The organism is Desulfacinum hydrothermale DSM 13146 (genome assembly GCF_900176285.1).
Classification (GTDB): domain Bacteria; phylum Desulfobacterota; class Syntrophobacteria; order Syntrophobacterales; family DSM-9756; genus Desulfacinum; species Desulfacinum hydrothermale.
The window spans coordinates 45,440-57,181 of sequence record NZ_FWXF01000010.1; the positions used below are offsets into that span (position 1 = coordinate 45,440).

Here is an 11,742-nt window from a genome sequence, read left to right on the forward strand (position 1 = left end):
GGAAACCATGAAACGAAAAGACACCCTGTCGCAGAAGCTCTTCCACAGGGCGGAACAAGTTATACCCGGGGGCGTCAACAGCCCGGTCCGTTCGGGCCGCTCAGTGGGCGTCTCACCCTTTTTCGTCAAGAACGCGCGGGGCTGCCGTCTGGAAGACGAAGACGGCAACATCTTTATCGACTACGTGGGGTCCTGGGGCCCGCTCATTGCCGGGCACGCCCACCCGGAGGTGGTGGAGGCGGTGCGCCAGGCCGCCACTCGCGGGACTTCCTACGGCATCCCCTGCCGGCTGGAAGTGGACATGGCGGAGAAGGTGGTTTCCATGGTGCCCTCCGTGGAGAGCGTGCGCATGGTCAATTCCGGTACGGAAGCCACCATGAGCGCCATTCGCCTGGCGCGCGGGTACACGGGCCGGCCCAAGCTCATTAAATTCGACGGCTGCTACCACGGCCACAGCGACTGCTTGCTCGTGAAGTCCGGTTCCGGCCTGGCCACCCTGGGCATTCCGGGAAGCCCGGGAGTCCCGGAGGAGATCGTGGCCCACACCCTCTCCCTTCCCTACAACGACCTGGATGCTGTGGAGGAAGCCTTTCGAAAAATGGGCGACCAGATCGCCTGCGTGATCGTGGAGCCGGTGGCCGGCAACATGGGGACCGTTCCGCCGGCTCCGGGCTTCCTGGAGGGGCTGCGGCGGCTGTGCGATGCCCATGGGGTGGTGCTCATCTTCGACGAGGTCATCACCGGATTTCGGTTGGCCCCGGGCGGGGCCCAGGAACGGTTCGGCGTCCTGCCCGATCTCACCTGCCTGGGCAAGATCATCGGCGGCGGCCTTCCCGTGGGAGCCTACGGGGGGCGGCGGGAGATCATGGACCACATCGCCCCCGGCGGAAACGTGTACCAAGCGGGCACCCTGTCCGGGAATCCCCTGGCCATGGCGGCGGGCTGGACCATGCTCAACATCCTGAGCCGCGATGGGGTCTATGAGACCCTGGAAGACAGCGCCGCCTACCTGGAGGCGGGGCTTCGCCGCGCGGCGGCCGATGCGGGAGTGCCGGTGACCATGAATCGGGTCGGATCCATGGGATGCGCCTTCTTCAGCCCGGAACCCGTTCGCGACTTTGATTCCGCCTTGAAGTCCAACACGGAAGCCTACGGCATCTACTTCCGGGAAATGCTGGCCCGGGGCGTCTACCTGGCGCCGTCCCAATTCGAATGCTTTTTCGTAGGGCTCGCCCACGACCGCGAGGCGCTGGATCAGACCATCCAGGCGGCCCGGGAGGCCTTTCAGGCGGTTCAAATCGCCCTGGGACTCTGAAAAATGCGTTGACTTGGTTGGGGGCCTATGCTAGGTAGTCTGTGATATTTTACACGAAGTGGCCGATGAAAGATGAAACGAAAAAATTGCTGAAACAGGTGGGACTGGCGAGCACGCTGGGCCTTTCCGTCGCCTTTGCCATCTTCATCGGCGCGGGACTGGGTTTCTGGCTCGATTCCACGCTGGGAACCTTTCCCTGGTTGACGCTGGTCTTTTTGATTATGGGTGTCGTGGCTGGCTTCCGAAACTATTACCGGTTCATGCGGAAGCAGCAGCGAGAAGACGAACGAAAGCCATAGGAGCCTTTGCGAGCCTATCTGCAAGATGAGAAGCTGGTTCGGCGCATTGAGCTTGTGAATGTGATCTTTCTCTTGATCGCCTTCTTGGCGGCGCTCCTGTGGTTCTCCAAGAAGCAGGTTTTGGGGGTGGTTCTGGGAGGTGCTACGGTCACGGCCAGCTTCCGAGTGATGGGCTGGCAGTTGCGCCGGGCCTTGGCCAACCCTCGTCGGGTTCCCAGTAAGGGCGTGCTTTTCGTCAAGTACTATGTGCGTTTTCTGGGGACGCTCTTTGTGGTCTTTGCCATCATCTACTACGGCTGGGTCGATCCAGTGGCCTTCTTGGTGGGCCTGTCGTCGGTGATGGTCAGCATCGTTGTGGTGGGGCTGCAGCAAGCCTTGAATGTGATGCTCAAGGGGGAAAGGTAAGCTATGGAACACCCGGTTCTGTTTCTCAGTTTACTGTTGGAAAAGTTGGGGCTGCCCGTGGCTCACAGCGCGGAAGAAGCCCACACTTTCTTGGAGCAACTCCTTCAGCCCCATGTGACCTACACGTGGGTGGTTGCCATCGTGCTGTTGCTTCTGGCCAAGTTGGCGGTGAGCCGCCTGGAGCTGGTCCCCTCCGGAGGGCAGAACTTTTTTGAGCTGGTGATCACGGGCATTGAAGACTTCATGGTCGGCATCACCGGGGAAGAAGGTCGGTTTGCCTTCCCGCTCATCGCCACCTTGGGGTTTTTCATCCTCTTGAGCAACTACATGGGCATGATCCCCGGCTTCTTCGCGCCCACGTCCAATCTCAACACCACGCTTGCGTGCGCCATCATCGTCGTGTTCTACACCCATGTCATCGGCGTGAAGTTTCATGGGGCCAAATACATCAAGCACTTTATGGGGCCCATCTGGTGGTTGATCCCGCTCATCTTTCCCATCGAGCTCATCGGGCACGCCGCCCGCGTTCTGAGTCTTTCCATTCGTCTCTTTGGGAATATCTTCGGCGAAGAGCTGGTTCTGGCCATTCTCTTCTTCCTGGCCGGCCTTTACCTGGCGCCCCTGCCCATCATGTTCCTGGGCCTGTTTACGGGCTTCGTGCAGGCGTTCATCTTCTGTCTGCTTTCATGCATGTACTTCGCGGGCGCCATTGAGGAGGCCCACTGATCATCATGGCGGTAGCGGTTGGAGGAAGGCCGCATATATAAAATCCCCAATTCAAATCCACTACATTCAAGGAGGTTGTGTCGATGTCTAGAAAGGTTAGTTTTCTCACGACGTTGTTGGTGCTCGGGTTGACCACGGTGGCCTTTGCCGCGGAAGCCGGCTCGCCGGAGAAGGTGGAAGGCATTCGTTTCTTCGTCTATTCCGCCATCGCTGCCGGCTTTGGTATCGCCATCGCCGCTTTCGGAACGGGTCTGGGCCAGGGCATGGCCGTGAAGAGCTCGGTGGAAGGCGTGGCCCGCAATCCCGAGGCCTCCGGTAAGATCACTGTGACCATGATGATCGGTCTGGCCATGATCGAGTCGCTGTGTATCTACGCGCTCGTCATCGCCCTGATTCTCATTTACGCCAACCCGGTCTCCAAGCTCATTCAGGGCTTCGTGGGGCTGGCCGCTCACTAAGCGTGGGCCCCGTTGAGGCTGAATCGCTCCAGGACCGGGCCTCTTGGGGGCCCGGTCCCATTTGTTCCCAGCGGTTTGGCCTTCTTTTCAGGGAACCAATGTGAATAAGGGCACAACGTTGGGCCGCTTCACGTTCACAATGCACAGGTTCCAATGGGACCGACAATGAGGGTTGAGGATGAAGTTTGCCAAGATCCCCATGGCGACCATCAACCGCCTGTCCGTTTACATGCGCACGCTTCAGGAATTGCTGGAAGAAGACGTGGAGGTCATTTCCTCTGAGCGCCTGGCCAAGCAGTGCGGGGTCAATCCGGCCCAGATCCGCAAGGACTTGGCCTATTTCGGCGAGTTCGGCGTCCGGGGCGTGGGCTATCACGTGGCGGACCTGGTCAATCAGATCAAGGAGATCCTGGGGCTCAGCCGGACCTGGAACCTGGCCATGGTGGGGCTGGGCAACATCGGCTCGTCCCTCATCCGACACGGCAACTTCGTCAAGCACGGATACATCTTCACGGCGGCCTTCGATGTGGATCCCCAGAAGGTGGGGAAAAAGCTTCCCAACGGTCTTGTTGTCAATCACGTGGATGAGCTGGAAGAGGTGATTCGAGAGCGGGACGTGCACATCGGTGTGATCGCCACCCCGGCCGGTGCCGCCCAAAGCGTGGCCAACCAGCTCATTTTGGCCGGTATCAACGGCATCTTGAATTTCGCACCGGTGCAGATCCAGGTCCCCGATTGCTGCCACGTGGAAAACGTGGATTTCACCATCAAGCTGGACTGCATCGCCTACCATTTGTCCACCGGCGTCTAACGCCTTCCGGAGCGCTGAGGCGGATTCTGCCCGCCCAAGACGAGTCTCATCTTCTTTGTTTCAGCTCCGCCAGGGCTCGAGCTGTATGGGATGTTCCCTTGCAAGCCAGTTCGGCCGGCGTTCCCTGGGCCACGATGCGCCCCCCACCCGGGCCTCCCTCGGGGCCCAGATCGATCACGTAATCGGCACAGGCAATGAAAGGCAGGTGGTGTTCCACCACGAGCACCGTATGGCCCTTCTGGACCAGGCGGCGCAGGATCCACACCAGTCGCTCCACATCGTGCAGGTGGAGCCCGCGGGTGGGTTCATCCAGGATGTAGAGGGTGTGTCCCCGGGTGCGTCGCCCCAGTTCCCGTGCCAGGCGGATCCGCTGGGCCTCTCCGCCGGAAAGCGTGTTGGCGGGCTGGCCCAAACGCAGATAGTCCAGGCCCACATCGGCCAGCACCTGCAGGCGGCGTCGTATGGCGGGCAGGTTCTGAAAAACCTCCAGCGCCTGGGAGATGGTCATTTGGAGCACATCGGCGATGGAGTGGCCCTTGAAGCGGACGTCCAGGGTCGCCTCGTCGTAGCGGCTCCCGCGGCACGTCGGACAGGTGACGTACACATCGGGAAGCAGCACCATGTCGATGCGCTGGCGTCCCTCGCCTTGGCACGTCTCGCACCGGCCGCCCGGGGTGTTGAAAGAGAAACGCTCAGGCCGGTAGCCCCGGGTCTTGGCTTCGGGCAGGTTGGCAAAGAGGTTGCGAATCAGGTCGAAGACGCCGGTATAGGTGGCGGGTATGGACCGCGGTGTGGTGCCGATGGGGGCGGGGTCCACCAGGACCACGCCCTGCAGGTTGTGGATGCCCTCCAGAGCGTCGAAAGGAAGGGCCGTCATGGTGCTACGGTGCAGGAGGTTCCGCACGGCCGGGTAGAGCGTGTCTCGGACCAGGGTGGTCTTGCCCGATCCGGAAACCCCCGTGACGCATGTGAGGCCATGGAGGGGGAAGGTGACCGTCACGTCCCGAAGGTTGCGGCCCCGGGCTCCGCGGAGTTGCAGTGTGTTCCCGTTGCCATCGGCCGGCCCCTTGGGTGGCCCATGGGAAAAACCCAATCTTCGGGCACCGGAGGCGAATTGGGCGGTCAGCGATTGGGTGCATCGGCCGAGCCCGTCCGGATGGCCGCTGTAGAGCACGCGTCCGCCCTCCGTACCGCCTCCCGGCCCCAGGTCCACCACCCAGTCCGCCCACCGGAGGATTTGCAGATCGTGTTCCACCAGTAGGACCGTATTGCCGGCGGTGCGAAGCCGGGAGAGGGTTCGCAGAAGTCGCCGGCGGTCTCTGGCGTGAAGCCCCACGCTGGGTTCGTCCAACAGATAAAGCACGCCGGAAAGGGGGCTGTTGAGCTGCTGGGCCAGGCGCAGCCTTTGGGCCTCTCCGCCGGAAAGCGTCCAGGCCCCGCGGCCCAGAGGCAGATAGTCCAATCCCAATTGGAAGAGCGCCTCCACGCGTTGCAGGATTTGGTGGCGGGGTCCGGAAACCACCGCCTCCAGGGAGGGTTCTACCGCCAATTCCTGGAGCCATCGGCGAAAAGCGCCCAGATCCATGGCGCTCACCTCTCCAAGGGAACGCCCACCCAGGCGCACGGAGCGTGCCCGATCGTTCAGCCGCGTCCCTTGGCAGGCCTCACAGGGCGCTGCTTCCCCTGGGACGAGGGTGATCCTGGATGATCGGGCCTTGCGTGTCCCTTGGAGACACCCCAGCCCCTGACATTGGGGACAGGCGCCCTCGGGATGAAAGTGGGAAAAGAGACGGGGTGTGGGCTCCGGAGCCGTCCATCCGCATCGGCTGCACACCCGATTCTGGGAAAAGGAGAGCTCCGGGCCGTCCACAACGGCCACCACCACCCGCCCGTTCCCGAGCTGTGCGGCCAGTTCCAGGGAGCCTGTCAGACGGCGGGAGGCATCGTCTTTGAGGATCAGGCGATCCACCACCACCTGGATTGGGTAGGTCTTGCGCCTGGGAAGCGCGGGAAGGGGATCGAGCAGGTAGATCTTGTCCTCGAAGCGAATGCGGGCAAAACCTTCCCGGCGAAGCCTCGCCAGGGTTTTGGCCAGTTGCGCGTGGGGTGCGGGCTCCAGAGGTGCCAGGACCAGGAAGCGACTGCCGGCCGGCAGGCGCAACACCTCCTGGGTCATCTCTGGGATGGTGTGGGCGCGAATGGGAAGGTGGCAGGCGGGGCAGACCATGGTGCCCAGCCGCGCATAGAGGATCCTCAGAAAATCGTGGATCTCCGTGACGGTCCCCACGGTGGAGCGGGGATCGGCAGGGAGCCGTTTGTGCTCGATGGCGACCGTGGGCTGGAGCCCCTCGATGCTATCCGCGTCCGGCCTTTCGTGACGCCACAGGGAGCCCAGGGTGAAGTGGGAGGCGGGCAGGAAGGCGTCCAGGTACCGGCGGCACCCTTCGGCGTGGAGCACATCGAAGGCCAAGGTGGACTTGCCGGACCCACTCACTCCCGTCACCACGATCAGGGCGTCCTTGGGAAGGTCCAGATCGATGTCCTTCAGATTGTGCTGGCGGGCACCCCGGATGCGGATCACTCGTTGCCGCCCCTTTCCTTCCATGGTTCCGGTCTTGCTGATGTCAACAAGGGGTGCCGTCTTCGCGTTTCCACAGGGCGCGGGAGCGCGCCATGGAGACGGCGGCTCGGATGGCATGAAGCAGGCTGGAAGGCCGTGCTTTTCCCTGGCCCGCAATGTCGTAGGCGGTGCCGTGATCCACGGAGGTGCGAACGATGGGCAGCCCCAGGGTCACATTGACCGCCTCGTCGAAGTGGACCAGCTTGACGGGGATGAGTCCCTGATCGTGGTACATGGCCACCACGGCATGGAACTCCCCCTGGTACGCTCGGGTGAAAACGGTGTCCGGCGGATAGGGGCCCAACACGCGGCAAGGCCGGCAGAGCCTGTCCACCGAGCGCACCACCGGCTCGATGATGTCCTTGTCCTCGGTGCCGAAACGGCCGGCTTCTCCCGCGTGGGGATTAAGGCCCGCAACGGCCAGCCGAGGGCGCCGGATACCGAAATCCCGCTGCAGGGCCTCCAGACTGATCCTTATGGTCTCTTCGAGGGACGGGGCCATGAGCCTTTCCGGTACCTGGCGCAGGGCGCAGTGGATGGTCACCAGGGCCACGCGCAGCCGGGGGCCCGCCAGCATCATCACAACCCGGGAAGCGCCGCACAGGTGCTGGAGAAATTCCGTGTGGCCGGGAAAGGAAAAGCCGTTTCGGTGCAAGGCTTCCTTGTTGATGGGGCCTGTCACCACGGCGCCCACCTGCCCCTGAAGGGCCAGGTGGGCAGCCGTTTCAATGTAGTCGATGGTCGCCCGGCAGGCTTGGGCGGATGGGCGCCCATAGGGGATCTGGGATTCGTCCAGGCGGCTCGGGCGAAAGACCGGGATGGCTTTCTCTTGAGAGGCGATTTCGCTCACATCCGTAACCGGCCGAAAGGCCAGAGGGGCCCCCAGCAGGCGCGCCGCTCGCCTCAAGGCGCTCAGATCGCCCATGACCAGAGGACGGCAGGCGTGCGTGACGCCGGGGTCCGCCAGGGCTCGCACCAGCACCTCCGGCCCCACTCCGCAAGGGTCGCCCATGGTGAGAGCGATCAGCGGTCGGTCGGACAACTCAGCGGCCATGGCTTTCTCTCCAAGTTCAGATGGCCAGCATGCGCTCCACGGCCTGGAGGGCCTTCAACCGGATCGGCTCCGGCACCTCAATGCGCGGCGTGAGGGTCTCCAGGCTTTGGCGCACGTCCGCCAGGGAGGTCTTCTTCATGTCGAGACAGACCATCTCTTCCGAGACCGGGATGAGGGTCTTGTCCGGATTGTCCCGTCGCATGGGATGGAGAATCCCCACTTCGGTGCCGATCAGGAAGGTGTGGTGATCGCTTTCCCGCACGTAGCGCAGCATACCCGAGGTGCTGGTGACCACGTCCGCCAGATCCAGAACCTCCGGGCGGCATTCCGGATGGGCGAGAAAAAGGGCCTCTGGATGTTGTGCCTTGCGTTTGAGAACCGTGTCCGCCCGCAGGCTGTGGTGCACGGGGCAGTAGCCCTTCCAGTAGAGGATCTGCTTGGACGTGTGGCGTGCCGCATAGAGGGCCAGGTTCTGGTCCGGGATCATGTAGAGCGTGTCCGCCTGGGCAAAGGAAGCGACCACCTGATTCACGTTGGCCGACGTGCAGCAGGTGGTGCTTTCGGCTTTGACCTCCGCCGTGGAGTTCACATAGGTGATGATGGGTACGCCCGGGTGCGCTTCGGCCACGCCCCGCACGTCCTGGGCCTTGATCATGTCTGCCATGGCGCAGCCGGCCTGGACGTTGGGCAGCAGCACGGTCTTGTCGGGATTGAGAATCGCCGCCGTTTCCGCCATGAAGTGAACACCACAAAAGACAATCACCCGGGCGTCCGTTTCCGTCGCCCGGCGGCTCAACTCCAGTGAATCTCCCGTCAGGTCGGCGATTTCCTGTATCTCGGCGGGCTGGTAGTTGTGCGCCAGAATGATCGCCTTTCGGGCTTCCTTGAGCTCAGCAATGGCATTTTTCAGGTCTTGCTTTTCGTTCATGGGGTCTTCCCTTTCTCACTTGGATATGGCCCGTTGGAGGGCTGAGATCTCAGCGGGTTGCAATGGGCGTCCCGCGGGATCGATGACAAGGGTCTGTGGGTCCACGGACAACTGGAAAAGATCGGCGGGCAGCGAGGGCATCTCCCTGTGATGGGTGAGCCGAATCCGGTTGACGTTTCCCAAAGCGTCTCGAACTTCCATCTGCCAGACCCGGTAATCTTGCCTCTGGATCCACAGGCGAAGGGACTGCACATTGGGGTCCTCTGCGCGGGGGCGCAGGGTCAGTACCGCCATCTCGTCCGTGGAGGCCTTGGTGTCCAGACTCACATGGAAGGTGTCCGAAAGGTCAAAGGTCCCTTCCAGGAGGGTTCGCATGATGGGCGATCGGCGCATCTGTTGGGCGTCGAACAGAGAAACTTGTTTCTCTTCGGGCAGATAGAGCCAGGCCACGTCTCCGACGGTCACAAAGACCTGCCGGTCCGGTTCCGTGTATTCCCATCGCATGCGGTTCGGTTTCTGAAAGTAGAAGATACCGCGGGCTTCCGTGGTGATGCTGGAAGCGGCCACCGAGGTGGTCCACTGGGTGAAATCCGCCGTGTAGGCGCTCATGGCGTGGTAGCGCGCTTGGGTGTGCCGGAGGATGTCCCGCACGGTGGCGGGGGAACCGGTGTCTGCGGTGGCCTTTGGGGGAGCGGTCACCAGCAGTGCGACGGCCGTCAACAAGAAAAGGAAGAGGATTGGATCGCGCTTTCGATTCATGGGGCCTTCCGCGCTTGGCTCAGGTGTTGAAATCTTCCCGGGGAACCAGGACCTCTCGGGGCTTGCTGCCATCGGAAGGCCCCACGATGCCTTGCTGTTCCATGATCTCGATCATGCGCGCCGCCCGGTTGTAGCCGATCCGCAAGCGACGTTGGATCATGGAAATGGAGGCCTGGCGGCTTTCCACCACCAGCCGCACGGCCTCTTCGTACTTCTCGTCCAGATCGTCTTCGGGGATGTCCTGGCCGGCTTCGGGATCGTCGAAGTTCACCCGCTCCGCCATGGGATCGGCGTCCAGCTCCTGTTCCTTCCAGAAGGACGTGATCCTTTCCACCTCGGTGTCCGAGACGAAAGCGCCTTGGATCCGTTGCAGTTTGGCCGTTCCCGGAGGCAAGAAAAGCATGTCGCCGGAGCCGAGCAGGGATTCCGCCCCGTTGGTATCCAGGATCGTGCGGGAGTCCACCTTGGATGAAACCTGAAAGGAGATGCGGGTGGGGATGTTGGCCTTGATGATTCCGGTGAGCACGTCCACCGACGGACGTTGAGTCGCCAGGACCAGGTGGATACCGGCTGCCCGGGCCATTTGAGCCAGCCGGGTGATGTATTCTTCCACTTCCCGGGAGGCCACCATCATGAGGTCCGCCAGCTCATCGATCACCACGACGATGTAGGGCAGGTGGTGATGGTCCAGAACCGTTCCATTGGCCGTTTCCGAGGCCTCCCCCTGGTGGAGCTCCTTGCGTGGATCCGCCTTGGCCATCAGCCGGTTATAGCTTTCGATGTTGCGCACGTTCTTATCGGCCAAGAGTTTGTAGCGCAGCTCCATTTCCTGGACCACCCAGCGAAGGGCCCGGGTGGCCATCTTGGGTTCGGTCACCACGGGATGGAGCAGGTGGGGGATCTTTTCGTAGCTGCTCAACTCGATTCGTTTGGGATCGATCATGAGCAGCCGCAGGGTTTCGGGTGTGTTGCGGTAGAGCAGGCTCAGGAGCATGGCGTTGATGCAGACGGACTTTCCGGTTCCCGTGGCTCCGGCGATGAGCAGGTGGGGCATGCGCGTCAGGTTGGTCACCACCGGCTGGCCGGTGATGTCTTTTCCCAGAGCCAGGGTGAGCGGAAAGGTGGAGGATACGAAGGGCTTGGATTCGATGATGGATCGCAAGGAGACGGACGCCCGGTGTTCATTGGGGATTTCGATGCCGATGGCCGCCTTGCCCGGAATGGGAGCCACCACACGGACGCTCTCGGCCTTCAGGCCCATGGACAGGTCGTCGGCCAGCCCGACGATCCGGCTGATCTTGATGCCGGGGGCCGGGGCGTATTCGTACATGGTGATCACGGGCCCCGGACTGATCCCCACCACCTGGCCCTGCACACCGAAATCGGCCAGTTTCTCCTCCAGCACCCGGGCCTTCTCCTCCAGGAAGGTGGGGTCCGGCTGGGCCACTTCGCTGTCGTAGAAATCCAGGAGTTTGATGGGCGGAAGCGCATATTTTCCCGAAGCCGCCGCCAGTTGCACCGGTTTGTCACCCTTTGGCCTCTGAGGGGAAACGGCGGCGGACGGCTCGGGCTTCCGGGAGACCGGCCTCTGGGCTTGGCGACGTGGTTTGACACGCTGGGCTTTGGGGGCCGTGGCCTTTGAACGTGCCTTTCGTTCCCGCATCCGAGGAACCAGGGATGCCATTTGGGCACCCAGCCATCGAAGAGCGTTAAAGAGCAACCGACCGGCGGCTCGAAGCGAAAAGGGGGTGGACAGGATGAGAGCTATGAGAAAGAGGGCTCCCATCAAGATATGAGCGCCCAGGTCGTTGACGCGGGCCCTGAGGAACGCGGCCATGAGCGCCCCGAGTTGCCCACCGGGCAAGACCTGGGTGCCCAGGAAGGTGATCTTGGCAGCGTGCAGGGAGGCCAGGCCGATGAGGCTCAAGACCAGTAGGATCAACCCCAGAACCTGGATCCGCCCATAGGGCAGGGGATTCCTCCCGCGCAGGAACGCATATCCGAGCCATAAGCCGACGGCCGGCAGGGCATAGGCCCCCACACCCAAGACAAAGAGCAGGCACCAGGCCAGGTTGGCACCCAAGGCGCCCACCCAGTTGTGGGGTGGCTTCTGGGCGGTGGTCGATCCGAAGAAGGTGGGATCCGCCGGATTGAAAGACACCAGACTGCATCCCACCAGGATGGTCGCCGTCAGGATGATGAGGGCCCAGATTTCTCGCTTCTTGTGTTCCACCGAAAAGACTCCCTGGGAGTTGCTCGGAAAAGGATGCGCCGGTCAAGACGCCGGTAAATTTCCATTCCCTTCGCGGCCGCGGGGCTTGAGCCCTGCGGAAGACGACCTGATGAGGTGCCGGACTGGCTGCACCA

Annotated in this window: 11 protein-coding genes; 6 read left to right on the forward strand and 5 right to left on the reverse strand. The window is 62.4% G+C overall.

Annotated features, from left to right (window positions below):
- The first annotated feature begins 7 nt into the window (after positions 1-7).
- The 6 genes from hemL (at position 8) to B9A12_RS10000 (ending at position 4,014) form a co-directional block, all read left to right on the forward strand.
- Positions 8-1,315 (forward strand): glutamate-1-semialdehyde 2,1-aminomutase, encoded by a 1,308-nt coding sequence (gene hemL / locus B9A12_RS09975; RefSeq protein ID WP_084057747.1) that lies wholly within the window; start codon positions 8-10, stop codon positions 1,313-1,315.
- A 65-nt stretch (positions 1,316-1,380) separates the two neighbouring features.
- A complete protein-coding gene (locus B9A12_RS09980) occupies positions 1,381-1,614 on the forward strand; it encodes an AtpZ/AtpI family protein (protein ID WP_084057748.1) in 234 nt (77 codons plus the stop codon).
- A 6-nt stretch (positions 1,615-1,620) separates the two neighbouring features.
- Positions 1,621-2,019, forward strand: coding sequence for an ATP synthase subunit I (locus tag B9A12_RS09985; protein WP_084057749.1), 399 nt, complete (start codon positions 1,621-1,623; stop codon positions 2,017-2,019).
- Positions 2,020-2,022: 3 nt separating this feature from the next.
- Complete coding sequence (gene atpB, locus B9A12_RS09990; RefSeq protein ID WP_084057750.1) at positions 2,023-2,745, forward strand: F0F1 ATP synthase subunit A; 723 nt, start codon at positions 2,023-2,025, stop codon at positions 2,743-2,745.
- A 182-nt stretch (positions 2,746-2,927) separates the two neighbouring features.
- Positions 2,928-3,203: an ATP synthase F0 subunit C gene (gene atpE, locus B9A12_RS09995; RefSeq protein WP_212636906.1), complete on the forward strand. Its 276-nt coding sequence runs from the start codon at positions 2,928-2,930 to the stop codon at positions 3,201-3,203.
- 178 nt (positions 3,204-3,381) lie between these two features.
- Positions 3,382-4,014, forward strand: coding sequence for a redox-sensing transcriptional repressor Rex (locus B9A12_RS10000; protein ID WP_084057752.1), 633 nt, complete (start codon positions 3,382-3,384; stop codon positions 4,012-4,014).
- 46 nt (positions 4,015-4,060) lie between these two features.
- Here the strand turns inward: B9A12_RS10000 and B9A12_RS10005 are convergent, their stop codons facing one another.
- The 5 genes from B9A12_RS10005 to B9A12_RS10025 are packed head-to-tail and all read right to left on the reverse strand — an operon-like array spanning position 4,061 to position 11,608.
- The gene (locus B9A12_RS10005) at positions 4,061-6,619 is read right to left on the reverse strand and encodes an excinuclease ABC subunit UvrA (protein WP_139796581.1); all 2,559 of its coding nucleotides are present in this window, start codon (positions 6,617-6,619) and stop codon (positions 4,061-4,063) included.
- A 19-nt stretch (positions 6,620-6,638) separates the two neighbouring features.
- Positions 6,639-7,688, reverse strand: coding sequence for a 4-hydroxythreonine-4-phosphate dehydrogenase PdxA (gene pdxA / locus B9A12_RS10010; protein WP_084057754.1), 1,050 nt, complete (start codon positions 7,686-7,688; stop codon positions 6,639-6,641).
- A 16-nt stretch (positions 7,689-7,704) separates the two neighbouring features.
- Positions 7,705-8,616: a quinolinate synthase NadA gene (gene nadA, locus B9A12_RS10015; protein ID WP_084057755.1), complete on the reverse strand. Its 912-nt coding sequence runs from the start codon at positions 8,614-8,616 to the stop codon at positions 7,705-7,707.
- Between the two features lie 15 nt (positions 8,617-8,631).
- A complete protein-coding gene (lolA, locus tag B9A12_RS10020) occupies positions 8,632-9,375 on the reverse strand; it encodes an outer membrane lipoprotein periplasmic chaperone LolA (RefSeq protein WP_170920522.1) in 744 nt (247 codons plus the stop codon).
- Between the two features lie 19 nt (positions 9,376-9,394).
- Positions 9,395-11,608 (reverse strand): DNA translocase FtsK, encoded by a 2,214-nt coding sequence (locus B9A12_RS10025; RefSeq protein ID WP_084057757.1) that lies wholly within the window; start codon positions 11,606-11,608, stop codon positions 9,395-9,397.
- Positions 11,609-11,742: the final 134 nt, after the last annotated feature.

Excerpts from the sequence above, each read along its gene's own strand:
- B9A12_RS10005 (WP_139796581.1), bottom strand. The coding sequence starts at position 6,619 with ATGGAAGGAAAGGGGCGGCAACGAGTGATCCGCATCCGGGGTGCCCGC.
- hemL (WP_084057747.1), top strand. The coding sequence starts at position 8 with ATGAAACGAAAAGACACCCTGTCGCAGAAGCTCTTCCACAGGGCGGAA.
- atpB (WP_084057750.1), top strand. The coding sequence starts at position 2,023 with ATGGAACACCCGGTTCTGTTTCTCAGTTTACTGTTGGAAAAGTTGGGG.
- pdxA (WP_084057754.1), bottom strand. The coding sequence starts at position 7,688 with ATGGCCGCTGAGTTGTCCGACCGACCGCTGATCGCTCTCACCATGGGC.
- nadA (WP_084057755.1), bottom strand. The coding sequence starts at position 8,616 with ATGAACGAAAAGCAAGACCTGAAAAATGCCATTGCTGAGCTCAAGGAA.
- B9A12_RS10000 (WP_084057752.1), top strand. The coding sequence starts at position 3,382 with ATGAAGTTTGCCAAGATCCCCATGGCGACCATCAACCGCCTGTCCGTT.
- lolA (WP_170920522.1), bottom strand. The coding sequence starts at position 9,375 with ATGAATCGAAAGCGCGATCCAATCCTCTTCCTTTTCTTGTTGACGGCC.
- B9A12_RS09980 (WP_084057748.1), top strand. The coding sequence starts at position 1,381 with ATGAAAGATGAAACGAAAAAATTGCTGAAACAGGTGGGACTGGCGAGC.